This window comes from Mesorhizobium sp. B3-1-8 (assembly GCF_006439495.1).
Taxonomy (GTDB): Bacteria; Pseudomonadota; Alphaproteobacteria; order Rhizobiales; family Rhizobiaceae; genus Mesorhizobium.
In genome coordinates this window covers 21,515-44,579 of record NZ_VFTK01000021.1, presented here as the reverse complement: position 1 = coordinate 44,579, position 23,065 = coordinate 21,515, and the positions used below count along the sequence as shown (strand labels likewise).

The window sequence follows — 23,065 nt, the reverse complement described above, 5'->3', positions numbered from 1 at the left end:
AAATGGTCGGCGCATCGAAGTCGGAAGCGGGAGGCGGCCCGATCCGCTATGGCATGGTTGGCGGCGGGCAGGGTGCCTTCATCGGCGCGGTGCATCGCATCGCGGCGCGCATGGACAGCGACTTCGTGCTGGTGGCCGGCGCGCTGTCGTCGGATCCGGCGCGGGCGAAGGCATCGGCCGAAGAACTCGGACTCGATCCCGCGCGCAGCTACAGCTCCTATGCCGAGATGGCGAAGGCCGAGGCCAAGCGCCCCGACGGCATCGAGGCGGTGGCGATCGTGACGCCCAACAATGTGCATGTGCCGGCTGCCAAGGCCTTCCTTGAGGCCGGCATCCATGTCATCTGCGACAAGCCGCTGGCGACTTCGCTGGCCGAGGCGAAGAAGCTCGCGGCCCTTGTCGAGAAGACCGGCAAGGTGTTCGTGCTGACGCACAACTACACCGCCTACCCGATGATCCGGCAGGCGCGCGAGATGGTGGCCAAGGGCCAACTCGGCGACATCCGCATCGTGCAGTCGGAATATCCGCAGGACTGGCTGACCGAGGACCTCGCCGCCACCGGCCAGAAGCAGGCCTCGTGGCGCTCCGACCCTAAGCAGGCAGGCGCCGGCGGCGCACTGGGCGACATCGGCACGCATGCCTACAATCTCGCCCGCTTCGTGTCCGGGCTGGAGCTAGATTCACTTTCGGCCGATCTCGATGCGTTCGTGCCGGGGCGCCAGCTCGACGACAACGTCAACGTCATGCTGCGCTTCAAGCCGGTCGGCAACAAGCATCCGGCCAAGGGCATGATCTGGGCAAGCCAGGTGGCGCCCGGCCATGAGAATGGGCTGAAGCTGCGCATCTATGGCTCCAAGGGTGGGCTGGAATGGGTGCAGGCCGACCCGAACTATCTCTGGTACACGCGGTTCGGCCAGCCGAAGCAGTTGCTCACCCGGGCCGGCGCCGGCGCGATGCCGGTCGCGGCCCGCGTCAGCCGCGTGCCGTCCGGCCATCCGGAGGGCTATCTCGAAGGTTTTGCCAATATCTACCAGGAAGCGGCCCGCGCCATCCGTGCGGCACGCCGGAAGGGCGGCAAGCCAGGCAAGGACGTCGTCTTCCCGACGATCGCGGACGGCGTCGAAGGCATGGCCTTCATCGAGGCCTGCGTGAAGTCGTCGAAGAAGAATGGGGCGTGGACGAAGCTCTAGGGACGGCCGCGTCGTCCAAGGGAGTCCCCCTCACCCGGATTGCCAGCCGAATTACGAAGAGCAATTCGGGGCAATCCGACCTCTCCCCGAGGGGAGAGGAGACAAGCGACGCCGGCGCTGACCTCTTCTCCCCCTCGGGAGAAGGTGGCCGCGAAGCGGCCGGATGAGGGGGAGTGTGGCCGGCCAACGCAAAGGGTTGGCCGCAAGCGGGGAGGGGGCGTCGATGAAGATCGGCATGTGCATGTTCTTATGGACGACCAGCGTCTCGAAGAAGCACGAGACGCTGCTCAAGGACATCAAGGCGACCGGCTTCGACGGCGTCGAGATACCGGTCTTCGTCGGGGCGCCCGACGACTACAAGAAACTCGGCGAAATGCTCGACCGCATCGGCCTTGAGCGCACCGCGGTCTCGGCGATGGGCGATCCGGCGATGAACCTGATCTCGCCGGATGCCGCGACCCGCAAAGCTGGCATCGACTACATGAAATGGGCGGTCGACTGCAGCGCCGCGCTCGGAGCGGACACCCTCAGCGGGCCGCTGCATTCGACGCTGGGCGCCTTTTCCGGCAGCGGGCCGACGGCGGCCGAGAAGAAGCGCTCGGTCGCCTCGCAGCGCGCCATTGGCGACCATGCCGGCAAGAAGGGCGTGACCATCGGGCTCGAAGCGCTCAACCGCTTCGAATGCTACCTCGTCAACACCATGGCCGACCTGTCGGAGCATATCGACGCGATCGACCGGCCGCACATCAAGGCGATGTACGACACCTTTCATGCCAATATCGAGGAGGCCGACCCGATCGGCGCCTATACGAAGCATCGCCGAAACGTCGTCCATATCCACATTTCGGAGAATGACCGCGGCGTGCCTGGGCGCGGCAACATCCCCTGGAAGGAGACTTTCGCGGCGATCCGCCGGACCGGATACGACGACTGGCTGACCATCGAGTCGTTCGGACGCTCGCTGAAGGACCTGGCTGCGGCGACGAAGGTGTGGCGCGATTTCGCGGAGAGCCCGGAGGCGGTTTATCGCGAGGGGTATAAGCATATCAGGGACGGGTGGAAGAAGGCGGCTTAGGGGCCCTGCGCCTGATCCATTTTCTATTTGCGTTGGCAACGGTTGCCAGGTGGTTCCCCCACTCCGTCTCGGCTTCGCCGAGCCACCTCTCCCCCCTCCGGAGGGAGAGGAAAGGGCGCTTGGTGGCGACGGGAGAGGAAGAAGGCCTCTGCCTCGAGGACAGGCGCGGCTCGTCTGGCGCCTTTCCTCTCCCCCGTCGATCGGGGGAGAGGTGTCGAGCGAAGCTCGACGGAGTGGGGGTCGACCCTTGGCGCGGCACTATACGATGCCCGCGCTTCCGCGCCACAAGGCTACCCCCGCTCGGCCTGCAGCCTGTTGTAATCGTGCAGCGTGCGGCTCAGCCTTCGGCGCAGGAAGTTCGAGATGTTGTCGAAGATGAAGACGACGAGCAGCGTCAGCAGCACCATGTAGAAGACGTTGGCCCAGTTCGAGTTGGTGCGCATAGCTTCCCATAGTTTCAGGCCGATGCCGCCGGCGCCGACGGCGCCGATGATGGTGGCGCCGCGGGTGTTGGATTCCCACTGATAGAGCGTCTGGCTGATGAAGACCGGCACCACTTCCGGCATCACGCCGTAGCGCTGCACGAGCAGGCCGTTGGCGCCGGTCGAGAGCACGCCTTCGCGCGGCTTGTCGTCGATGTTCTCAAGCGCTTCGGAATAGGTTTTGCCCAATGTGCCGATCTCGGTGAAGAAGATCGCCGCACTGCCGGCCAGCGGTCCGGGGCCGAAGGCGCGGGTGAAGAACAGCGCCCAGATCAGCATGTCGACCGAGCGCATGAAGTCGAAGAAGCGTTTCAGCACCTGGCTGAGCAGGCCGCTCGGCGTGATGTTGCGGGCGGCGAAGAAGGCGAGCGGGAAGGCGACGATACCGCCGAGCAGGGTGCCGAGGAACGCCATGACGATGGTCTGCAGGAGTTTCGTCCAGACATCGCCGTGCTGCCACTGCGCGTTGTTCCAGATGTTGTCGGCGGCCAAAGCGAGGTTCGACGTGCCGGGCTGAAGCTCAGGCCCGGAGACGATCAGCGAGATGACCTCGCCGGCCGATTTGCCGAAGAAGGGCGAGCGCGTGTCGAAGACGAAATTGGCCCAGCCGAGGAAGCGCTTGCGAACCTTGACGCGGTCGACGGTGACGCGCACCTCGCCGGCGAAGCCCATCTTGGCGACGATCTCGTCGTCATGGACGGTCACCCAATCAGGCACCGGGCCAGTCACGACCGGCTTGCCGGCGGTCAGCGCTATCGGCACGGTCACGCCATTGGCCGTGATCGTCGCCCTGGTCTTGTCGAAGGTAACGGATTTCGCATCGCCGTCGATCCGGACCGTGAAGGTGCCGTCGGGGTTCCTGACCACCCAATCGGGATTGGGGTTCTCGCCGAGCGCCGAAAAGCGCGGATATTTCGGCGTGATCTGTGGCTGGTCGAGGCGGAACTCCGGCTGCAGGTCGTAGCTGATCCATTGCGACAGGAAGAGGGGCAGGCGCTCCCAGTGCGACTCGCGCAGCACCTGCGGCAAGCTGAAGAACCACAAGGCATAGCCGAGATAGAGCACCGTGCCCGCGATCAGCAGCAACGGCCAGAAACGCTTGTAGGCCGGACGATGGAACACCTGCGGGTAGCGGCTTTCGATGGCGCTTAGTTCGTCGGCGGTCATAGCCATATCAAGCGCTCATCAGGAAAGCCTGCTCGCCGACAAGCTTGCGGCGCAGCCAGGCGGAGAACTGGTCGACGAGGAAGATGGTGATGAAGAGCAGGAGCACCAGCGCCAGCGTCTTGGCGCCGAAGCCGCGCGAGATGGAAAGCTTCAGCTCTTCGCCGATACCGCCGCCGCCGACCGCGCCCATGATGGTCGAGATGCGCACGTTGATCTCGATCCTGAGCAGCGTGTAGGACATGAAGTTGGGCAGAACCTGCGGCAGGTCGGCGAAGCGCACGCGCTCGAACCAGTTGGCGCCGACGGCGCGCAGGCCCTCCTCCGGGCGCATGTCGATGTTCTCGTTGATCTCGTAGAACAGCTTGCCGAGCGCGCCGATCGAATGCAGGCCGATGGCGATGATGGCGGCGACAGGGCCGATCGAGACGATGGCCGCGAACAGGCCGGCAATGACGATCTCGGGGAAGGCACGCAGCAGTTCCATGAAGCGCTTGACGACGAGCCGCAGGATCGGGTTCGGCGTCAGGTTGCGCGCGGCGATGAAGGAGAAGGGCACGGCGAAGACGAAACCGATGAAGGTCGAGACCAGCGCCACATTCACCGTGGTCAGCATCAGCTCGAAATATTCAGGGATGTAGAAACCGCCCCAGACATAGACGCGGCCGAGCGGGAAGTTGAATTCCTGCGTGCCCTTGTCGTTGGGCGAGGCGATGTCAAACAACGCCCGCCAGACGTCGTTCCAGTCCTTCGGGACCAGCCAGCTCAGGAAATCGAGGATATGCGGCAGCCGGTCGAAGAAGTGGCCGGCATTGGCCTCGTCGGCGAACCACATGGTGGCGCACATGGCGACAAGCAGCAGCCCCACGCCAAGCGCGGTGTAGAAGCGGCGCAGCGAGGTCTGGCGCCGCCAGGCGTCGGCCTGCTGGCGGGTGGCGTCGGAATGGAATGTCGCTGATGTCATGATCGGGACATGCAAAAAGGGCGGTGCTGGAGGCACACCGCCCTTTCTGATCTTGCCATTAGCCGCCGATGGCGGCTTTGCGGGCTTCGACGATGACGTTGTAGAATTCCGGCTTTACAGGCACGTAGCCGGTGAAGTCGCCACCCTCGACGCCTTCGAAGCAAGCCTTGTCCTTGGCCGGCAGGGCGGTGAAGAAAGCGGTAAGCTTGGCGGTCATGTCGTCGCCCAGCGCGGTGCGCACGACCAGCGGACCGTTCGGGATCAGACCCGAGCGCCACACTTCGACGAAGTCGTTCGGGTCGACGGCGCCCTTGGAGACTTCCTTGTGGAAGGTGCCGGAGGTGTAGCCGTTCTTGAAGTCGCCGATACCCGAGGAATCGTCCACCGCCACATCGACCTTGCCATCGCGCACGGCCAGCACGTTGTTCTCGTGGCCGCCGTTGAACTGGGTCGAGGCGAAGTAGGTCTCGTTGGAAGCGCCGGTGTCCTTCGGAATCTGGGTCAGCGGGATCAGGTAGCCCGAGGTAGAATCCGGATCGGCGTAGCCGAGCTTCTTGCCCTTTGCCGACTTGATGTCGGTGATGCCGGAAGTCTTGAGCGCCAGGCCGATCGAATAATAGCCGGTGGACCCGTCGGTCTGCTTGGTGGTGAGGATCGGGGTGACAGCCTTCGGATCCTTGAGATAGACGCTGGCATAACCGGACGCGCCGAGTTCGGCGAAGTCGAGCGTGCCGCCGAGCAGGCCCTGGATGACGCCGTCATAGTCGGCGGCGGGGAACAGCGAAACCTTCTCGAAGCCGAATTCCGACTTCAGGTGGTCGGCGAGGCATTGGTAATTGCGCAGGCGGTCGGTCTCGTTCTCGCCGCCGAGGATGCCGACGCGGAATTCCTTGATATCAGCGGCATGCGCGGCGCTTGCCGCCATGGCGAGCAGCGAAACCGCCCCAAAAACCATCTTCCTGAACATTTCGATCTCTCTCCTGTTGTTCCGGCTGCGCCGGCTGCGTTCTGATTTTTCAAGTCTTGCCTTTGACGCTGGCGGGCGATCCGGGTTGCTCTGCTGAAATCCACGATTTGCCCGCACCGGCTGGGCCCGGGACGGTGGACTCAGTAGCCAGGGAAGGCTGGTTCGAGCGGTCCGGCGGATGCGGTCATCTTCGGCTTGATGGTCACGCTGGTCGACGTGATGGCTTCGGAGATCTCGGCGCCGCTGGCGTCGGCGCCATAGACCGTGCGCACGGCGTCGCGGTCGAGGTCTTCCGGGGCGCCGTCGAAGACGACCTTGCCGGCGGCCATGCCGATGATCCGGGTGCAATAGGCGCGCGCGGTGTCCAGCGTGTGCAGGTTGGTGACGACGGTGATGCCTTCGCGCAGATTGATGTCGCGCAGCGAGTCCATCACCACCTTGGCGTTGAGCGGATCGAGCGAGGCGATCGGCTCGTCGGCCAGCAGCACTTTCGGCTGCTGCATCATGGCGCGGGCGATCGCGACACGCTGCTGCTGGCCGCCGGACAGCGTGCCGGCCGGCTGCAGCGCGGTGCGGGCGATGTCGAGGCGCTCGAGCGCGGCGACCGCCTCGGCGCACTCGGTGCGCGTGAACATGCCCAGCAGGTTGGAAACCGTCGAGCGATGGTTGAGGCGGCCGAGCAGCACATTGGTCAAGACGTCGAGGCGCGGCACGAGGTTGAACTGCTGGAAGATCATGGCGCAGTCGCGCTGCCAGCGGCGCAACGGCGGACCCTGCAGGCTGGAGACCTCGGCGCCGTCAAAAAAAATCGACCCCCGGCTGGGATCGATGAGACGGTTGATCATGCGCAAAAGCGTCGACTTGCCGGCGCCCGAACGGCCGATAATGCCAACCATCTGGCCGCGCGGGATCGAGATGTTGATGTCGCTGACGGCGGTGTTCTTGCCAAATCGTCGGGTTACGCCGCGGATCTCAAGCGTGGCCGATGATGCTGACATACCAAAACTCCAGTCCGTCGCGCTTTTGCAGGTCTGTTAACCTTCGCTAGCGCAGGCCGATGAAGCTGGGGTGTCGGATTGATGTCAGTTTTGTTACGTCCCACAGGCTTGGGGATTCAACCAAGCACCAGCAATTCCTCGAAATGCTTCATGTCCTTGAAGCTGCAGAAGGCCGGGGGCCTGAGCTCGATCACCGGAGCCCCGCGCTCGAGGAATGACAGGCAGTCATCGAACAGGTGCTGCCAGGCAGCGGCCCGCTCGTCGGCGAGGCGGCGGATCTGGTAGGCGAAGGTGATGTGGAAGGCATAAGTCTCGTGGTCCGGATGGCGGTAGCCGAACGGCACTGAAAGGGCATCGCGCCACGCTTTCAGGACGCGGCGGTCTTCGTCGGTGGCGCCGGCGACGGTGAGGCCGGTCGGCACGACTTCGACAATCTTGACCTTGAAGGGGCCGTGGCCCTCGAAGCCTTGCAGGCAACCGAGATAGAGCCGGGTCATGTCGTCGATGCCGGTGTCGAGCGGCACGTCCGATGGCCAGTAGGGAAGGCGGCGCCGGTATTCGATGATGCCCTGCAAGAGCGTCATGTGAAGGCTGGAGATCGGCGTGAAGGCGAGCCGATCGGCGTCGGGCATGGCCAGCATGCGCTTGCGCACCTCGATGATTGCAGCTTCGGAAGTAGAGCCGCCGACGAGGTGACTGACGACCGTGTTGCCGGGCTCGAGGAGGAAATTGCCCGACGTGTCGTAACGAGTGCCGAGATGCACTGGTGCCACCGGATTGGTGCCTTCGAAAAATCCGGCGAGCGAAGGTCTGACTGTGGCGAGCATCGCGATCTCCTTGGGGGAGATGGCGTCCTGTCCGAGTCATGTGTCAACGGTGTGAATGGTGAAGAGAATTTCCCTGGCCGGGACCTTGTCTTCCGCCATTCGCCATTCACCGCACCTAGCCGCCATATTTCTCCAGGAACGCCTCGGCCGACAACTCTCGGAAATCGTCGAGGGCGGCGCGCAGCCTTGCGTGATCCCAATCCCACCAGGCTAAAGCCTGGTAGCGCTCGGCGGTGCGGCGGTCGAAGCGTTCGCGGATCGGCTTTGCCGGCACGCCGCCGACGATGGAGTAGGGCGCGACGTCCTTCGACACCACCGCGCCCGCTCCAACTGCCGCGCCGTCGCCGACTGTCACGCCCGGCAGGACGGTCGACCCATGGCCGAGCCAGGTATCGTGGCCGATGGTGACGCGCCTGGCGCGACGCTGCGCGAAAAACTCGCTTTCATGTTCGGCGTCGTCCCAATAGTCGGACGCCCGATAGGTGAAGTGATGCAGCGTCGGCCGCCATGTCGGATGATTGGTGGCGTTGAGGCGGACGCTTGCCGCGATGTTGGAGAACTTGCCGATGGTCGCGCACCACACGGCACAGTCCTGCATCATGTAGGAATAGTCGCCGAGTTCGCATTCGGCGACGCAGCTGCGCTCGGCGATCTCGGTCCAGCGGCCGAGCGTCGAGTTTTCGACCTGCGCTGTCGGGTGGATCAGTGGCGTCTCCGAAAGCTTCATGCGGCGATCTTTCCGGCGGCGAAAGCGGTGACGTCGATGACGCGATCGGCCACCGCGTCGCGCACGTCGAGGTCGTGGAAGATGCCGAGCAAGGCAACGCCCGCCGCCTTCTTGGCGGCGATGAGCTCGACCACGACATCGCGGTTCTTCGCGTCGAGCGAGGCGGTGGGTTCGTCGAGCAGCAGGATCGGATGCTCGGTGATGAAGCCGCGCGCGATGTTGACGCGCTGCTGCTCGCCGCCGGAGAAGGTCGCCGGCGGCAGTGCCCAGAGCTTTTCCGGCAGGTTGAGCTGCGCCAACAGGGCGCGCGCTCTCGTCCGCGCGCTTTCCCTATCCTCGCCGCGCTCGACCAGCGGTTCGGCGACGACATCGAGCGCGGAGACGCGCGGCACGGTGCGCAGGAACTGGCTGACATAACCTATGGTGTGGCGGCGCACGGAAAGCACGGTGCGCGGGCTGGCGGAGGCGAGGTCGATCAAGCCGCCGCCATGCTGGACGATGATCTGGCCTTCATCCACGGCGTAGTTGCCATAGAGCATCTTCAGGATCGAGCTTTTTCCGGCGCCGGAAGGGCCGCCGAGCACGGCGCATTCGCCGGCGCGGATCGAGAAGGAGACGCCTGCCACCACCGGCAGCGTGACGCCGTCGCGCAGATGCATGGTGAAGCTCTTGGCGACATCGGAAACGACGAGAGGAGTGGGCATATTAGAGTCCTTCGTTTTTCCGCATGATCTGATCCGAGAACCGGCTTCCACTTTTCGGGATCATGCGGTCACACCTGCAGGATGGAAGAAACGAGAAGCTGGGTATAGGGCGCGCGCGGGTCGTCGAGCACGCGGTCGGTGAGGCCGCTTTCGACCACGCGGCCGTCCTTCATCACCATCATGCGCTGCGACAAAAGCCGCGCCACGGCGAGGTCGTGGGTGACGACGATCGCGGCCAGCCCGAGGTCGGTGACCAGTCCGCGCAACAGGTCGAGCAGGCGCGCCTGCACCGAGACGTCGAGGCCGCCGGTCGGCTCGTCCATGAAGACGAGCCGCGGGCCGGTGACCAGATTGCGGGCAATCTGCAGGCGCTGGCGCATGCCGCCGGAAAAGGCGCGCGGCTCGTCGTCGATGCGGTCCTCGTCGATCTCGACGCGCGACAGCCAGTCGACGGCGGTGGCGCGGATCTTGCCGTAGTGGCGGTCGCCGACCGCCATCAGCCGCTCGCCCACATTGGCGCCCGCCGACACCGTCATGCGCAACCCATCGGCCGGGTTCTGATGGACGAAACCCCAGTCGGTGCGCATCAGGAAGCGGCGCTCGGCCTCGCTCATGCGGTAGAGCTCGCGCCACTGGCCGTCGCGCATGCGGTAGCTCGCGGTGCCGGAGGAGGGCAGCAGCCTGGTCGACAGGCAGTTGAGCAGGGTCGTCTTGCCGGAGCCGGACTCGCCGACCACCGCCAGAACCTCGCCCGGCCAAAGGTCGAAGGTGACGTTCTCGCAGCCGACGCGCGAGCCGTAGAATTTGGACAGCGCCGAGACGCGCAGCAGCGGTTCGTCGGTCATTCGGCCGGCTCCTTTGTTTCAAGGGCGAGATGGGTTTCCGGCGCAAGGTGGCCTTGATGGCCATCGGCGCGGCGCTTCTCGCAGTGGTCGGTGTCCGAGCAGACGAACATGTGGCCGCCATGGTCATCGAGGATGACCTCGTCGAGATAGACATTCTCGGCGCCGCAGAGCGCGCAGGGCTGGTCGAAGGTCTGCACCTCGAAGGGATGGTCCTCGAAGTCCAGGCTGACGACGTCGGTGAAGGGCGGCACCGCATAAATGCGCTTCTCGCGGCCGGCGCCGAACAACTGCAGGGCCGGCGAGCGGTGCATCTTCGGATTGTCGAATTTGGGCGTCGGCGAAGGGTCCATCACATAACGGCCCTCGACCTTGACCGGGTACGCATAGGTGGTGGCGATGCGGCCGTGCTTGGCGATGTCCTCGTAGAGCTTCACATGCATGAGGCCGTATTCCTCCAGCGCATGCATTTTTCGCGTTTCGGTCTCGCGCGGCTCGAGGAAGCGCAGCGGCTCGGGGATCGGCACCTGGAAGACCAGCACCTGGCCCGCGTTGAGCGGATGCTCGGGGATACGGTGGCGGGTCTGGATGATGGTCGCCGTCGCGGTTTCGGTGGTCACGGCGACCTTGGCGACCTTCTTGAAGAAGGCGCGGATCGAAACGGCGTTGGTGGTGTCGTCGGCGCCCTGGTCGATGACCTTCAACACGTCATCCGGGCCGATGATCGAGGCGGTGACCTGCACGCCGCCGGTGCCCCAGCCATAAGGCATCGGCATCTCGCGCGAGGCGAAGGGCACCTGGTAACCGGGAATGGCGATGCCCTTCAAAATGGCGCGGCGGATCATCCGCTTGGTCTGCTCGTCGAGATAGGCGAAGTTGTAGGTGGCGATGTCGGTCATGGCGATCACATCCGCTTCGTGCTATGGATTTGACGCTCAAGACGCGGAAGCAGATCCACATGGACTCTACCGGTTGGATGCATCTTGGCGTGCTGTTGCTGGTCTTCGCCGGCGTTGCGGCTTTTGCGCTTCGGAAGATGTTTCTCCCCGCGCCAAAGGAGCCCCCGCACGGCGAGACCGTTGCCGGCGCCAGTGGCTACGGCTCGGGCGGCGGCTCGTTCGATGGCGGCGGACATTCCGGTAGCGGGCACTGAACTCATTCCGCCGCCTCCCGCTTTTCCTCGGCGGCCTTGTCCTCGTTTTCCCGCGCCTCGTATTCGGCGCGCATGCGGCGAACCAGGCCGAGCTCGGCCTGGAAGTCGACATAATGCGGCAGCTTCAGGTGCTCGACGAAGCCTGTGGCCTGGACATTGTCGGAATGTGAGATGACGAATTCCTCGTCCTGCGCGGCGGCGACGACGTCCTCGCCAAGCTCGCTCGCGCGCAGCGCCCGGTCGCACAGCGCCATGGCCATCGCCTTGCGCTCGCTCTGGCCGAAGACCAGGCCGTAGCCGCGGGTGAACTGCGGCGGCGCCTTGGCCGAGCCCTTGAACTGGTTGACCATCTGGCATTCGGTGACGCGGATGGAGCCGAGCGGCACGGCGAAGGGCAGTTCCGGCACGTCGAGTTCAAGCTCGACCTCGCCGATGCGCACCTCGCCCACGAAGGGATGGTTGCGGGCGTAGCCGCGCTGCGTCGAATAGCCGAGCGCCAGGAGAAAACCCTCGTCGCCCCGTGACAGCGCCTGCAAGCGGATGTCGCGCGCCATCGGGAATTGCAGCGGCTCGCGCGTGATATCGCCAGGCACGTGGTCAAGCGGCATGTCGCCATCGGCCTCGATCAGGCCTTCATGGGCGAGGATCGCCGAAACGCGCGGCATGGCCTCTGGCCCGACCGGACGCTGCGCCGGCGTCTCGACCTCGGCGCCGGCGGCAAGCTCGGGATCGAGCAGGCGGTGGGTGTAGTCGAAAGTCGGACCAAGCACCTGGCCGCCGGGCAGGTCCTTGTAGGTTGCCGACACGCGCCGCTCGAGGTGCATCGTGCCGGTATCGACGGGGTTGGTGTAGCCGAAGCGCGGCAGCGTGGTGCGATAGGCGCGCACCAGGAAGATCGCCTCGATCATATCGCCGCGCGCCTGGACGACGGCGAGTGCGGCAAGCTCGCGATCGTAGAGCGAGCCTTCGCTCATCACGCGGTCGACGCCGAGCGCCAGCTGCTCGACGATCTGGTCGAGGCGCAGCGCCGGCACCGAGCGGTCACCGCGGCGGCGGTCGGCCAGCAGCCGATGGGCGTTGGCAATTGCGGCCTCGCCGCCTTTCACCGCGACATACATGTCATGCCTCCATCGACTTGATGCGGGTGGTGCGCGGCAGGCAGGCGAGGCTGCCGGGCGCCGCCAGGATGATGTCGACGCCGCGCGGGAAACGCTGGTTGTTTTGCTTCCACTGCTCGACGAAATGGCGCGGCATGCCCGGAGGCGCGATCATCGACGTCTTTTCGATCCCAGGACCGTCGAGCAGCAGCGACGGGCCCGAAGCGAGATCATCGACCAGGAGGATCAGCGTCGTCGAGCGATCGGGATATTCTTGCGTGCCCTGCGCAAAACCGTCGAGCGCCGCCATCTCTTTCGGATTGGCGATCAGGGCGAAATGCGCGTCGGCGGGCGTGTTGGCCAAAGGCGCGCCGGTGTGAAAGCCGAGCCATGCCTTGACCGAGGCGTCCGCCTGCAGCGGCGGATCGAGCCAGACTGGCGTGTCGTTGTCGCAGAGCGCCAGCGCGACCGCGCCTGCCGTCGCCGACAATGGCGCTGGCGGGCGGGCGAGTTGCGGCAGGTCCTGGACGGTGCCGGGGCGCGCCATCGCGTCCATGATGGCGCGGAAGACGGTCTGCGCGTCGAAAACCGGCTCGGCGAAGCCGCCGTCGATCGATTGCGTGGCGATGTCCATCAGTCCTCTCCGCGCACCATGGTGAAGAAATCCACTTTCGTTGCCGCCGTCTCGACGCGCCGCATCTCGCGCGCCGCATCGAGCGCCGCGCGCAAGGGCGCGACCAGCTTCGTCTCGACCGCCTCGCGATGCGCCGGGTCCTGCCAGAGCGCGTCGGCGATCGCCGCGAGCTTTGCCTTGCCCTTGTCGCGGCCGAGCGCATAGGAGTGGCCGACCTTGCCGGACGGCAGCCGCACTGTGGCGCGGGTGACCGTCGCCTCGCCGACATTGAACGGCGCGCCGCCGCCGCCGATCCGCCCGCGCACCGTCACCAATCCGGTCTCCGGGCCGCGCAAAAGCTCTGCCTCGGACGGCAGGCCCGCTTCGTTCCACAGACGGGCAATCTCATCGGCCGCGGCATGCGCCAGCGTCGCCATCAAGGCCTTCCGCCCGGCCTGCTCGCGCGCTTCCTGTCCTCGCATGGCATCGCTCCTCACATGCATAAATTTGTCTATTGATATAGACAACTATACAAATTATACTCATCTCGTAACGGGAGTCCATGACGGGTGGATGACAACCCGGGAAAATGCTTGGGGGCGATGGGTGACTGGACTGGCGGCTAGTATCGAAAGGCGTAACGGCGTGTCGCTGTGGCGGCAGATCGCCGATCGGATCCTGCAGGCGATCGCCAATGGCGATTTCGCGGAGAACGCGGCGCTGCCGCCCGAAGTCGCGCTGGCGGAACGTTACGGCGTCAACCGCCACACAGTGCGCAGCGCCATTGCCGCACTTGTGCAGGAAGGCGTGCTGAAGGCCGAGCAGGGACGCGGCACCTTCGTCTTGTCGCGCAAACGGCTGTCCTATCCGATCGGCGCGCGCACGCGCTTCTCGACCGGACTGCAAGGGCAGACGAGCGAGCGGCATATCGCGCTGTTGTCGTCATCGACGGAGCCGGCCAGCCGGCGCATCGCCGAGGCGCTGGGTCTCGCCAAGGGTGCTGCCGTTATCCGCCTTGAGACGCGCGGCGAGGCCGACGGTCATCCGGTGTCGCGCGCGACGGCCTGGTTCGACGCCAAGCGCTTCGCCGGCATCGAGGCCGCTATGGCGGAAACGGGGTCGATCACTGCCTCGCTCAAGCGTTTCGGCATCCACGATTATCTGCGCCACTCGACAGTGCTGTCAGCGCGGCACGCCGACGCCGACGACCTTGCAGCACTCGATTTGCAGCCCGGCGCCATCGTGCTGGTCACCGTCGCAGTGAACGTCACGCTCGATGGCCAGCCGATCCAGTTCGCGGAGTCGCGCTTTCCGGCGGAGCGGGTGGAGCTGAGGCTCTCGGCGTCGTAGGAGATGCTGGCCTTGTCTCAGACCCGTGATTGATCTGCCTCACGCTGATGTCAGCCCAGCTCGGCCGCTTAATTGTCAGAGTCTTCGCGTTTGAGGAGCGCCTTCCCCCACTCCGTCGCCGCTTCGCGGCGCCACCTCTCCCCCCTCCGGAGGGAGAGGAAGGGAGCCAGCCGGCATAAGCTCGCACCTTTCCTCTTCCCCCGTCGATCGGGGGAGAGGTGTCGAGCGAAGCTCGACGGAGCGGGGGTCGACCTACGCGGCGGCGTCAATTCGGGTCAGGTTCACCGGCTGCCGTTTATGATCCGACCTCGATGACCGCCTTGATCAGCCCTGATTTCTCATGCGTCCATCGCGCCAGATCGCGCGGCGTCCTGGCAAGCGTGGTTCGATGGGTGACGAGCTTGTTCAGCGGCACGGCGCCGTTGCGGATCGAGGCCGCAACATGGTCGAAATCGGCCTTCAGCGCATTGCGGCTGCCGATCAGCGTCATCTCGCGCTTGTGGAATTCGGGATCGGAGAAGGCGATGTCGTCCTTGACGACGCTGACCAGCACCAGCGTGCCGCCATGCGCGACATGGGCGAAGGCGGACTGCACCGAGGGCGTGTTGCCCGTCGCGTCGAATACGAGGTCGAAACCCTCGCCGAAGGTTGCTTGCCGGACCAGTTCGGTAGCCGTCGCCTTCGAGCCGTCCAGCGGGGTAAAGCCGAGTTCCTTTTCGGCGAAGCCGAGACGTTCGGCGCTCATGTCGAGCAAGCTGACATCCAGCCCGGCGATGCGCGCGAAGATCGCCGTGCCGAGACCGATCGGCCCGGCGCCGATGACCAGCGTGCGCGCGCCGGGAGGCCCGAGCGAACGGCGCACCGCATGCGCGCCGATGGCCAAGAATTCCACCGCCGCGGCGTCGGCCAGCGACAGGCCGTTTGCCGGGTAGAGGTTCTCAACCGGCACCAGGATCTCGTCGCACATGGCGCCGTCGCGGTGGACGCCGAGCACTTCGATCTTCACGCAGCAATTCGGTTTGCCGTGCCGGCAGGCGATGCATTTGCCACATGAAAGATAGGGGTTGATGACGACCGGCTCGCCGACGGCGAGATCGACGCCTTCGCCCTTCTCGACGATGGTGCCAGAGACCTCATGGCCCATGATGCGCGGATAGGCCAGAAACGGGTGCTTGCCTTCGAAGATGTGGTAGTCGGTGCCGCAGATGCCGACATGGCTGACGGCAACCCGCGCCCAACCGGGCGGGGGCGCGCCAGGGTCGGCGCGGTCTTCGAGGACAAGCTCGCCGGGTGAGCGGCAGACAACGGCTTTCATTTCGCAAATCCAATATTCAAAAAAGAACGCCGGCCTCGTACGTACGAGGCCGGCGGAAGTCAGGGAGGATTCATTTGCCGCGACGGCGCAGGCCGTCGAAGTAGACGATGACGATGATCAGCACGCCGGTGATGATGCGCTGCCAGAACGAATTGACGTTGAGCAGATTGGCGCCGTTGTTGATGGTGGCGAGGATGAAGGCGCCAAGCAGCGGTCCGTGCACCGAGCCGACCGCCCCGAACAGCGAGGTGCCGCCGATGACGGAAGAGGCGATCGCCTGCAGTTCCCAGCCTTCGGCCTGGGTCGGATTGCCGATGCCGATGCGGGCGGCAAGCAGCACGCCGACGAAGGCCGCGCACAGGCCGGACAGCGTGTAGGCCATGTAGATGGTGCGCTGGACGTTGACGCCGGACAGGCGCGAGGCCTCGGCATTGGAGCCGACGGAGAAGAGGTAGCGGCCCCAGCGGCTGTGGTGCAGGAAGATGTAGGCGGGCACGCCGACCAGGATCACCATCCAGAACAGATTGGGAATGCCGATAAAGGAATTTCTGGAGAAGGCGGTGAAGCTGTCGCTGTTGATGTTGATCGAATTGCCGTTGGTCATCAGCAGGCCGATGCCGCGCAGCGAGGTCAGCGTCGCCAGCGTGATGATGAAGGGCGGCAGGCCCATCCTGACGATGCCGAAGCCATGAAACATGCCGATGGCGACACCGACCAGCAAGGTGGCCAGAATGGCCAGCCAGATCGGGACGCCGGCGTTGATCAGCATGGCGACGACCACCGTGCCGAAGCCGACCACGGCGCCAACGGAAAGGTCGATGCCGCCGGTGATGATGACGAAGGTCTGGCCGACCGCCATGATGGCGATCATGGAACCCTGGCGCAGCAGATTGGCGATGTTGTTGCCCGAAGCGAAGCTCGGCGTCGCCACCGACAGGACGATCCAGAGCAGCACCAGCAGCGCCAGCAGCGTCAGGCCGAACAGGACGTTGTAGTTGCGCTTCGGCTTTTCGGCGGAGATCGCCTCGGTGCTCATGTCTGTCCTCCCAATTTCTCTTGTTTCTCGGCGAGCGCCTGGGTGAGAATGTCCTCGTGATCGGCGGTGCGGAAGCCATGCGTGGCGACCAGCTTGCCGCGCCGGAACACATGCAGCGTGTCGGCCAGCTCGTAGACCTCAGGCAGGTAGGACGAGATCAGGATGATGCCCGCGCCCTTGGACAGCAGCTCGCCGAACAGGCGGTAGATCTCGGCCTTGGTGCCGACATCGACACCGACGGTCGGCTCGTCGAAGATGAACAGCTTGGCGCCGTGCGCCAGCCATTTGCCGATGACGATCTTCTGCTGATTGCCGCCCGACAGGCTGGAGGCTAGCGCGCCGCGCGTCGGCGTCTTGATCCTGAGGCCGGCGATCTGGCGATCGGCCTCGGCCTTCTCCTTTGCGCCGGAAATCAAAAAATTGCTGGAGATGCGTTTGTAGATCGGCAGGTTGAGGTTCATGCCGACCGGCAAATTGAGGCAGAGGCCCTGATCGCGGCGGCTTTCCGGCGCCAGCGCCATGCCGAGCCGGATCGCGTCGTGCTCGGAATTGACCTGGACCTCCTTGCCCTCCCACAGGATCTGGCCGGCCGACTTCCTGTGGCGGCCGTACAGCGTGGTGACGAACTCGCTGCGGCCGGCGCCGATCAGGCCGTAGAGGCCGACGATCTCGCCGGCGCGTACGGTCATCGAGATATTCTCGAAGCCCTTGCCGGACAGGTTCCGTGCTTCGACGATGGTCGCGCCCGGCGTGAAATGCTCCTTGTGGTAAACCTGCTCAATCGAGCGATTGATCATCATCTTGACCAGTTCGGCGTCGTTGGTCTCGGCGATGTTGCGGGTACCGACCAGCGTGCCGTCGCGCAGCACCGAGACGCGGTCGGCGAGCTCGAACACTTCCTCCATGCGATGGCTGATGTAGATGATGGTGACGCCTTCGCCCTTCAGCCGTCGGATCAGCGTGAACAACTGGTCGGCTTCCTTGCGGGTGAGGTAGGCGGTGGGTTCGTCGAAGATCAGGAATTTGGTGCCACGCACGGTGGCGCGGGCGGCGGCGATCAATTGCTGCTGACCAATGGTGAGGTCGCCGAGCACGACATGCGCCGGCAGGTCGAAGCCGAGATCGTCGATGATCTTCTGCGCTTCCCTGACCATGGCGCGCTGCTGGAGGATGCCGAAGCGCGAATCCTCTTCGCCAAGGAACATGTTGGCGGCGACCGTCAGGTGACGGCAAAGCACGACCTCCTGGTGCACGGCGTTGATGCCGAGCGCCATCGCCTCATGCGGGGTCGCCAGGGCTGCCGGTTTGCCTTCCCAGATGACATCGCCCGAGGTGCGCGGCATGACGCCGGTGAGAAGCTTTATGAGGGTCGACTTGCCGGCGCCATTCTCGCCGACGATGGCGTGGATCTCGCCCGCCTTGAACGCGAGATGCACGGGCTTCAGCGCATGCGTGCCGGGATAGCGCTTCTCCAGGCCGTGGAGCTCGAGGATCGTCCGGCCCGGCGCCAGCGTGGGGGCGGGGTGCAGGTCCTGCGCCGTCGACGTCATGACAATCCTCCCAGATTGATCCTAACCGTTGGATACACAGCGATGCGTCTGGCGCGCATCTTGAGGACTGAGCCTAAAGCAAGCCGGCGAATTGCCAAGCCGCTGTGACGGCTGTTTCCGGGGCGCCGAGGCCCCGGAAACGACTGCAAGCGACGTTGCTCAGTTGAGCTTCGGGTTGAGCAGCGCGTTGATCTTGGGATCCTTCATGTTGGCCTTGGTCACCAGATTGGCGCCGGTGTCGACATTGGCCTCGACCTTCTCGCCCTTGGAAGCGGCCAAAGCGGTCTTGATGCCGTCATAGCCCATCCGGTACGGATCCTGGACGACCAGCGCGGAAATGACGCCGTCATTGAGGAACTTGATCAGCTTCTCGTCGCTGTCGAAGCCGACCAACGCCAGCTTGCCGCCAAGGTTGTTCTCGGCGACAGCCTGACCGACGCCCTGCGCCATTATCAGGTTGGACGCGAAGATGCCCTTGAGGTTCGGATTGGCGGTTATCAGGTCGGTAGCGATGTTGAGGCCGGTGGTGGCCTGGCCGTCGGCGTATTTGTCGGCGACCAGCTTCAGGCCCGGATATTTTGCCTTCAGCTGTTCGGTGAAGCCCTGCTTGCGCTGTTCGAGCGAGCCGGCGCCGGGGGCGTTGGTGATCAGCGCGACGTCGCCCTCGATCTTGCCGCCATTGGCGGCGGCGATGGCGGCGGCGAGGCCGTCCGCGGCGACGCGGCCGCCCTGGACGTTGTCGGTGGTCAGGAAGGAGGTGAAGGCCTTGGAGTCGGCGCCCGAGTCGATGCCGATGACCTTGACCTTGGAGGCCGCTTCATCGATCGGCTTGCCAAGCGCCTTGAATTCGGTCGGGGCGATCACGATTGCCGCCGGATTGCTGGCGACGGCGTTCTCGAGGATCGAGACCTGGCCGTTGACGTCGGTTTCAGCCTGGGCGCCGAGCTCCGGCACGTTGATGCCGAGGTCCTTGCCGGCCTTGCGCGCACCGGCCAGCACGATCTGCCAGTAGAAGGAGGTGGTATCCTTGACGATGATCGGAATGGTCACGTCGGCCGCCGAGGCGGGCGCGGAATGCATTGCGCCGGCAAGCATCGACGCGGCGGCCAAGGCCACGAAAGCACGGCGGTTGAGAAGGCTGGTCACGAATTTCATTAGGTTCCTCCCTAAAGTCGCCTGGTGAAGGTTGCGGAAGCTCCATCCGGATAGGCGCGGCCCGAACAGAACTTTATCAATAAAAAACAGATGCCTTTTTTTGATAATGCATCGCCATGGTCGATGCAAGCGGTGTCTGGTGCCGTTTATGTGATGCCGGATGAGCTTTGTCCGGCCCCTCCCTGGCAGCACATGGGCGCTTCCGTTCCTCCTTGTGGATATGGAACGATAATTTCATGGTACTGTCAATGTGGAATATTCATTCCATCGTGAGGTCGCGCGATTGTGAAGGCCGACTTCCTTGCTGGCAGCGCTTCCTTAAAGCGTCGCGCCGAGATGCCAGGGCACGAACTCGTTGTCGCCGTAGCCGAACGCCTCGCTCTTGGTCTTGCGGCCGGACGCCGTCTCGATGATCATCTCGAAGAGCTCGCGGCCCATGCCGGCGATTGTCTTCTCGCCCGAGGCGATGACGCCGCAATTGACGTCCATGTCCTCTTCCATCTGGTGATACATGGTCGAGTTGGTGGCGACCTTGATCGACGGGGTCGGGCGGCAGCCGAAGCAGGAGCCGCGGCCGGTGGTGAAGACGATGACATTGGCGCCGCCCGCGACCTGGCCGGTGGCCGAGACCGGGTCGTAGCCGGGCGTGTCCATGAACACCAGGCCGCTGCCCGAAACCTTCTCGGCATAGCCGAAGACGCCGTTGAGCGGCGTCTGGCCGCCCTTGGCGACGGCGCCCAGAGATTTCTCGAGGATCGTGGTCAAGCCGCCGCGCTTGTTGCCGGGCGAGGGGTTGTTGTCGATCGAGGCGCCGTGCTTGGCGGTATGGTCCTCCCACCATTTCACATAGCCGTCGAGCTTGGCGGCGATCTCGGGCGAGGCGGCGCGATAGGCAAGCAGATGCTCGGCGCCGTAGATTTCGGTCGTCTCCGACAGGATGCCGATGCCGCCGCAACCGGCCAGGATATCGACGGCGGCGCCCAGCGCTGGATTTGCCGTGATGCCGGACATGCCGTCCGAGCCGCCGCATTGCAGGCCGACGACGATCTCCGAGACCGGGATCGGCTCGCGCTGCAAGTGGCCGACCTCATCGGCGATCTCAGCCAGCACGCCCATCGCCCTCTCGACCGATTTACGCGAACCGCCGGCTTCCTGGATGTTGAAATGGCGCTTTCCGGCGGCCACGCCCTTCTGGCCGTAAAGCGTGAGCTGGTTGACCTCGCAGCCCAGCCCCACCATCAGGATGCCGCCGAAATTCGGGTGGCGCGCATAGCCGGCGAGGGTGCGGTGCAGGACCATCATGCCGTCGCCGGTGGCGCTCATGCCGCAGCCCTGGCCGTGGACGATCGGCACGAAGCCGTCGATGCCGGGATATTTCGGCAGAAGCGTGCGATTGGCCTCGTCGGCGATGGCGTGGCAGACGGTCGACGAGCAATTGACGCTGGCGATGATGCCGATGAAGTTGCGCGTGCCGGCTCGCCCGTCGGCGCGGCGGTAGCCCATGAAGGTGCGCTTGCGGTCGGCCTCGGTGGCGTGTTCGGCCTCGCTCGGCGGCACCACCGGCAAGCGGCCGCTCTCGAAGACCAGATTGTGCGAGTGGACATGCTCGCCTGCCGCGATGGCTTGCGTGGCGCGGCCGATCGCCTGCGCGTATTTCACCACCGCTTCGCCCGCAGCGATCGACTTGATCGCCACCTTGTGGCCAGGCTCGATCACGGCGGTCGCGGCGGCGCCGCCCGGCAATGGTGTTCCGATTTCGATGCGTCCGTTGGCGACGGCGACATTATCGGAGGGCGAGAGAAGGATGGTGTTTGCAATGGTCACGTGCGGCTGTCCTGGGTGATCCTGGGAATGCGGGCGGATTGACTTGCGCCCGTTTAAAGGTAATGTCTTTTATCGGGAAAAAACAATTCTGCGTCAATTGTTTTCTCACCCTAGGTAGCGCGCGTCTTGTGGACGCCCGCGCCACCCGTTTGGCAAGCCGGCGAAAAACGTTCCGCTTTTCGGAGGCTTGCGCTAGAGCCGGATGGTTTCAGGTCCGTTTGATCTGAAATCTGAATCCGGCTCTAAATCAAAGAGATAGAGCATGATGTCGCCCGAAAACCGCTTCACACTTTTCGGCATCATGCTCTAGAGCAGTTCTAGGAAAAATGCGTAGCGGTTTTCCGTCCGGAATTGCGCAGAAACAAGGATTTAGAGCAGTTCGGCGATTCCGGGAAACGCTGAACTGCTCTAGGAACACCGATCATATCGCGCTTCCGGCAGGCCGCGGCAAGCGTTGGGGGATACGGGGCATGTCGAAGAGCAACAATGTCTACAAGGACGCCTTCAACCGCTGCCTCAGGCTGCTCGACGAGACCAAGAGCCTGCCCTCGGAACCGGAACTCGGCACGCTGCTCGGCGTCAGCCGCACCACGGTGCGCAGCATTCTTGCGCGCATGGAAGAAACCGGGCTGATCGCCTGGAACAAACGCAACAAGACGGTGCTCAGGGCGCCGCGGCCGGAGGATTTCTTCCCCGAGGAAGAGACCGATTCGCTCGCCGAGATCATCGAGCGCTCCTTCATGCGGCGCCTGCTTGCGGAAGGCGCGGAAGCCGGCATGCAGATCAACGAGCTGGAGCTGGCGCGCGAGATCGGCGTCGGCACCACCAGCGTGCGTGAATTCCTGATCCGCTTCTCGCGCTTCGGGCTGATCGAGAAGCGGCGCAACAGCCATTGGGTGCTGAAGGGTTTCACGCGCGCCTTTGCGCTGGAGCTGACCGAGATCCGCGAGATGTTCGAGCTGCGTTCGGCGGCGGCTTTCGCCGCGCTGCCAGAGGATAGCGCGGTCTGGGCCGATCTCGATCGGCTGGAGGTCGAGCATCGCCAGCTCGCCAGCGAGATCGCCACGCGCTTCAACGAATTCTCCGAGCTCGACGAGCGCTTCCACCGGCTGATCCACCGCGCGTCGCACAACCGCTTCATCGTCGACTTCTACGATGTCATCGCGATGATCTTCCACTACCACTATCAGTGGAACAAGGCCGAGGAGCGCCAGCGCAACGAGGTCGCGGTCCAGGAGCATCTTGCCTACATCGCGGCGCTGAAATCGCGCGATCCCGGCAAGGTGGATGCCGCCTGCCGCAAGCACCTGAAGTCGGCGCGCCAGACGCTGCTGAGCTCGATTCCCGAAGGACGCCAGGCGCAGCCCGCCTAGGGTCTGTCGATATTCAGGTGATGCCGGCCTGACCTGGAATCTCAACAGACCCTAATGCATGTCGCCCAGAAGCGCGCAGCGGTTTGGGACAACGACAATGCATAAAAACAAGCGCGTCGCGCCGCGTTGCCGCAGCGCGGTTTTGCCGATTTTCCAGCCGCATCCTCCGTGTTATTTCCTTATTGGTCGCAATCCCGGACGGAAAACCGTTTCACACTTTTCCTGGAATTGCTCTAGTGTCGATCAAGTTTCCGGGAGAGGCTTTGCGTTGGATATCCGGCTGAAACGATGGAGCATGCCGGCCGCGTTCGTCGCGGCGCTGCTCCTGTTGCTTCAGTCCTCTCTCGGCGCTTTCGCGTTCGGCGCGCCTTCGCAGCTCGACGTCTTCGGCAACGTCATCTGCACCCATGAAGGCGCGGTAAAGCTCCCCGGCGGCGATCCGCACCAGCAGAATATGCCGGCCTGCTGCTCGCTCGGCTGCAGCATGGTTTCGCCGGCGCATCTGCCGCCGCCGGAGGCAGGCGCGCTTCACAGGGCGACGGCGTTCGAGACGGTCGCTTTTGCGGTTCCGGCCTTCCAGCATCTCGACTTTGCCCGCGATCGCTCGCCGGCCAATCCACGCGCGCCGCCGGCAATGGTCTGATCCGCGGAAACTTTTC

Annotated in this window: 23 protein-coding genes; 6 read left to right on the top strand and 17 right to left on the bottom strand. The window is 64.5% G+C overall.

The genetic code is table 11. The features are described 5' to 3' along the window. Positions 1 to 2: 2 nt before the first annotated feature. Positions 3 to 1,190 (top strand): Gfo/Idh/MocA family oxidoreductase, encoded by a 1,188-nt coding sequence (locus FJ424_RS19995; RefSeq protein WP_140654410.1) that lies wholly within the window; start codon positions 3 to 5, stop codon positions 1,188 to 1,190. A gap of 223 nt (positions 1,191 to 1,413) precedes the next feature. After that, on the top strand, positions 1,414 to 2,265 hold the full coding sequence (locus tag FJ424_RS19990; RefSeq protein WP_140654412.1) for a sugar phosphate isomerase/epimerase: 852 nt from the start codon (positions 1,414 to 1,416) through the stop codon (positions 2,263 to 2,265). 290 nt (positions 2,266 to 2,555) lie between these two features. Here the strand turns inward: FJ424_RS19990 and phnE (FJ424_RS19985) are convergent, their stop codons facing one another. The 9 genes from phnE (FJ424_RS19985) to FJ424_RS19945 form a co-directional block, all read right to left on the bottom strand. Continuing rightward, entirely contained in the window at positions 2,556 to 3,920 is a 1,365-nt protein-coding gene (phnE, locus tag FJ424_RS19985) for a phosphonate ABC transporter, permease protein PhnE (RefSeq protein ID WP_140654414.1), read from the bottom strand. A gap of 1 nt (position 3,921) precedes the next feature. Continuing rightward, the gene (gene phnE / locus FJ424_RS19980) at positions 3,922 to 4,875 is read right to left on the bottom strand and encodes a phosphonate ABC transporter, permease protein PhnE (protein ID WP_140654416.1); all 954 of its coding nucleotides are present in this window, start codon (positions 4,873 to 4,875) and stop codon (positions 3,922 to 3,924) included. 58 nt (positions 4,876 to 4,933) lie between these two features. Then, complete coding sequence (gene phnD, locus FJ424_RS19975) at positions 4,934 to 5,842, bottom strand: phosphonate ABC transporter substrate-binding protein (RefSeq protein WP_140644626.1); 909 nt, start codon at positions 5,840 to 5,842, stop codon at positions 4,934 to 4,936. A gap of 140 nt (positions 5,843 to 5,982) precedes the next feature. Then, positions 5,983 to 6,840 carry a phosphonate ABC transporter ATP-binding protein gene (gene phnC, locus FJ424_RS19970; RefSeq protein WP_140654418.1) on the bottom strand — a complete coding sequence of 286 codons (858 nt, stop codon included), beginning with the start codon at positions 6,838 to 6,840 and terminating at the stop codon, positions 5,983 to 5,985. A gap of 116 nt (positions 6,841 to 6,956) precedes the next feature. Beyond that, positions 6,957 to 7,667 carry a DUF1868 domain-containing protein gene (locus FJ424_RS19965; protein ID WP_140654419.1) on the bottom strand — a complete coding sequence of 237 codons (711 nt, stop codon included), beginning with the start codon at positions 7,665 to 7,667 and terminating at the stop codon, positions 6,957 to 6,959. A 115-nt stretch (positions 7,668 to 7,782) separates the two neighbouring features. Continuing rightward, positions 7,783 to 8,394, bottom strand: coding sequence for a DapH/DapD/GlmU-related protein (locus FJ424_RS19960; RefSeq protein ID WP_140654421.1), 612 nt, complete (start codon positions 8,392 to 8,394; stop codon positions 7,783 to 7,785). Next, positions 8,391 to 9,098, bottom strand: a complete 708-nt coding sequence (gene phnL / locus FJ424_RS19955) for a phosphonate C-P lyase system protein PhnL (protein WP_140654423.1) — start codon at positions 9,096 to 9,098, stop codon at positions 8,391 to 8,393. The genes FJ424_RS19960 and phnL overlap by 4 nt, the downstream gene beginning before the upstream one ends. Before the next feature lie 68 nt (positions 9,099 to 9,166). Then, a complete protein-coding gene (gene phnK / locus FJ424_RS19950) occupies positions 9,167 to 9,943 on the bottom strand; it encodes a phosphonate C-P lyase system protein PhnK (RefSeq protein WP_140544515.1) in 777 nt (258 codons plus the stop codon). Next, positions 9,940 to 10,839 (bottom strand): alpha-D-ribose 1-methylphosphonate 5-phosphate C-P-lyase PhnJ, encoded by a 900-nt coding sequence (locus FJ424_RS19945; protein WP_140654424.1) that lies wholly within the window; start codon positions 10,837 to 10,839, stop codon positions 9,940 to 9,942. The genes phnK and FJ424_RS19945 overlap by 4 nt, the downstream gene beginning before the upstream one ends. A 59-nt stretch (positions 10,840 to 10,898) precedes the next feature. On the opposite strand from FJ424_RS19945, the gene FJ424_RS19940 reads away from it, so the two are divergent. Next, positions 10,899 to 11,093, top strand: coding sequence for a hypothetical protein (locus tag FJ424_RS19940; RefSeq protein WP_140654426.1), 195 nt, complete (start codon positions 10,899 to 10,901; stop codon positions 11,091 to 11,093). Positions 11,094 to 11,095: 2 nt separating this feature from the next. Here FJ424_RS19940 and FJ424_RS19935 read toward each other — a convergent pair whose 3' ends face one another. The 3 genes from FJ424_RS19935 to phnG are packed head-to-tail and all read right to left on the bottom strand — an operon-like array spanning position 11,096 to position 13,285. Next, the gene (locus tag FJ424_RS19935; RefSeq protein WP_140654428.1) at positions 11,096 to 12,211 is read right to left on the bottom strand and encodes a carbon-phosphorus lyase complex subunit PhnI; all 1,116 of its coding nucleotides are present in this window, start codon (positions 12,209 to 12,211) and stop codon (positions 11,096 to 11,098) included. Position 12,212: 1 nt separating this feature from the next. After that, entirely contained in the window at positions 12,213 to 12,824 is a 612-nt protein-coding gene (gene phnH / locus FJ424_RS19930) for a phosphonate C-P lyase system protein PhnH (protein WP_140654430.1), read from the bottom strand. Beyond that, positions 12,824 to 13,285 (bottom strand): phosphonate C-P lyase system protein PhnG, encoded by a 462-nt coding sequence (gene phnG / locus FJ424_RS19925; protein WP_140654432.1) that lies wholly within the window; start codon positions 13,283 to 13,285, stop codon positions 12,824 to 12,826. The genes phnH and phnG overlap by 1 nt, the downstream gene beginning before the upstream one ends. A gap of 133 nt (positions 13,286 to 13,418) precedes the next feature. Here phnG and phnF point away from each other — a divergent pair, with 133 nt between their 5' ends. After that, positions 13,419 to 14,153, top strand: coding sequence for a phosphonate metabolism transcriptional regulator PhnF (gene phnF, locus FJ424_RS19920; protein WP_246677310.1), 735 nt, complete (start codon positions 13,419 to 13,421; stop codon positions 14,151 to 14,153). A gap of 295 nt (positions 14,154 to 14,448) precedes the next feature. Here phnF and FJ424_RS19915 read toward each other — a convergent pair whose 3' ends face one another. The 5 genes from FJ424_RS19915 to FJ424_RS19895 form a co-directional block, all read right to left on the bottom strand. Continuing rightward, positions 14,449 to 15,468, bottom strand: coding sequence for a zinc-binding alcohol dehydrogenase family protein (locus tag FJ424_RS19915; RefSeq protein WP_140654435.1), 1,020 nt, complete (start codon positions 15,466 to 15,468; stop codon positions 14,449 to 14,451). Between the two features lie 70 nt (positions 15,469 to 15,538). After that, entirely contained in the window at positions 15,539 to 16,504 is a 966-nt protein-coding gene (locus FJ424_RS19910; RefSeq protein ID WP_140644615.1) for an ABC transporter permease, read from the bottom strand. Beyond that, complete coding sequence (locus tag FJ424_RS19905) at positions 16,501 to 18,054, bottom strand: sugar ABC transporter ATP-binding protein (protein WP_140654437.1); 1,554 nt, start codon at positions 18,052 to 18,054, stop codon at positions 16,501 to 16,503. Before FJ424_RS19905 ends, FJ424_RS19910 begins: the two co-directional genes overlap by 4 nt. Positions 18,055 to 18,213: 159 nt before the next feature. Further along, positions 18,214 to 19,209 (bottom strand): ABC transporter substrate-binding protein, encoded by a 996-nt coding sequence (locus FJ424_RS19900; protein ID WP_140654439.1) that lies wholly within the window; start codon positions 19,207 to 19,209, stop codon positions 18,214 to 18,216. A gap of 318 nt (positions 19,210 to 19,527) precedes the next feature. Beyond that, complete coding sequence (locus tag FJ424_RS19895) at positions 19,528 to 21,033, bottom strand: altronate dehydratase family protein (protein ID WP_140654441.1); 1,506 nt, start codon at positions 21,031 to 21,033, stop codon at positions 19,528 to 19,530. Between the two features lie 470 nt (positions 21,034 to 21,503). On the opposite strand from FJ424_RS19895, the gene FJ424_RS19890 reads away from it, so the two are divergent. Both FJ424_RS19890 and FJ424_RS19885 read left to right on the top strand, forming a co-directional pair. Then, complete coding sequence (locus FJ424_RS19890; RefSeq protein WP_140644611.1) at positions 21,504 to 22,406, top strand: GntR family transcriptional regulator; 903 nt, start codon at positions 21,504 to 21,506, stop codon at positions 22,404 to 22,406. Positions 22,407 to 22,701: 295 nt separating this feature from the next. After that, a complete protein-coding gene (locus FJ424_RS19885; RefSeq protein ID WP_140654443.1) occupies positions 22,702 to 23,049 on the top strand; it encodes a hypothetical protein in 348 nt (115 codons plus the stop codon). Positions 23,050 to 23,065 lie beyond the last annotated feature (16 nt).

Bases quoted from the DNA above. Each gene is read 5' to 3' on its own strand.
- FJ424_RS19935 (WP_140654428.1), bottom strand. From the start codon at position 12,211: ATGTATGTCGCGGTGAAAGGCGGCGAGGCCGCAATTGCCAACGCCCAT.
- FJ424_RS19905 (WP_140654437.1), bottom strand. From the start codon at position 18,054: ATGACGTCGACGGCGCAGGACCTGCACCCCGCCCCCACGCTGGCGCCG.
- phnL (WP_140654423.1), bottom strand. From the start codon at position 9,098: ATGCCCACTCCTCTCGTCGTTTCCGATGTCGCCAAGAGCTTCACCATG.
- FJ424_RS19915 (WP_140654435.1), bottom strand. From the start codon at position 15,468: ATGAAAGCCGTTGTCTGCCGCTCACCCGGCGAGCTTGTCCTCGAAGAC.
- phnC (WP_140654418.1), bottom strand. From the start codon at position 6,840: ATGTCAGCATCATCGGCCACGCTTGAGATCCGCGGCGTAACCCGACGA.
- FJ424_RS19995 (WP_140654410.1), top strand. From the start codon at position 3: ATGGTCGGCGCATCGAAGTCGGAAGCGGGAGGCGGCCCGATCCGCTAT.
- phnK (WP_140544515.1), bottom strand. From the start codon at position 9,943: ATGACCGACGAACCGCTGCTGCGCGTCTCGGCGCTGTCCAAATTCTAC.
- phnG (WP_140654432.1), bottom strand. From the start codon at position 13,285: ATGCGAGGACAGGAAGCGCGCGAGCAGGCCGGGCGGAAGGCCTTGATG.
- phnH (WP_140654430.1), bottom strand. From the start codon at position 12,824: ATGGACATCGCCACGCAATCGATCGACGGCGGCTTCGCCGAGCCGGTT.
- FJ424_RS19990 (WP_140654412.1), top strand. From the start codon at position 1,414: ATGAAGATCGGCATGTGCATGTTCTTATGGACGACCAGCGTCTCGAAG.
- FJ424_RS19945 (WP_140654424.1), bottom strand. From the start codon at position 10,839: ATGACCGACATCGCCACCTACAACTTCGCCTATCTCGACGAGCAGACC.
- FJ424_RS19940 (WP_140654426.1), top strand. From the start codon at position 10,899: ATGGACTCTACCGGTTGGATGCATCTTGGCGTGCTGTTGCTGGTCTTC.
- phnD (WP_140644626.1), bottom strand. From the start codon at position 5,842: ATGTTCAGGAAGATGGTTTTTGGGGCGGTTTCGCTGCTCGCCATGGCG.
- phnE (WP_140654414.1), bottom strand. From the start codon at position 3,920: ATGGCTATGACCGCCGACGAACTAAGCGCCATCGAAAGCCGCTACCCG.
- FJ424_RS19890 (WP_140644611.1), top strand. From the start codon at position 21,504: ATGTCGAAGAGCAACAATGTCTACAAGGACGCCTTCAACCGCTGCCTC.
- FJ424_RS19960 (WP_140654421.1), bottom strand. From the start codon at position 8,394: ATGAAGCTTTCGGAGACGCCACTGATCCACCCGACAGCGCAGGTCGAA.
- FJ424_RS19885 (WP_140654443.1), top strand. From the start codon at position 22,702: ATGCCGGCCGCGTTCGTCGCGGCGCTGCTCCTGTTGCTTCAGTCCTCT.
- FJ424_RS19910 (WP_140644615.1), bottom strand. From the start codon at position 16,504: ATGAGCACCGAGGCGATCTCCGCCGAAAAGCCGAAGCGCAACTACAAC.
- phnE (WP_140654416.1), bottom strand. From the start codon at position 4,875: ATGACATCAGCGACATTCCATTCCGACGCCACCCGCCAGCAGGCCGAC.
- FJ424_RS19965 (WP_140654419.1), bottom strand. From the start codon at position 7,667: ATGCTCGCCACAGTCAGACCTTCGCTCGCCGGATTTTTCGAAGGCACC.
- FJ424_RS19900 (WP_140654439.1), bottom strand. From the start codon at position 19,209: ATGAAATTCGTGACCAGCCTTCTCAACCGCCGTGCTTTCGTGGCCTTG.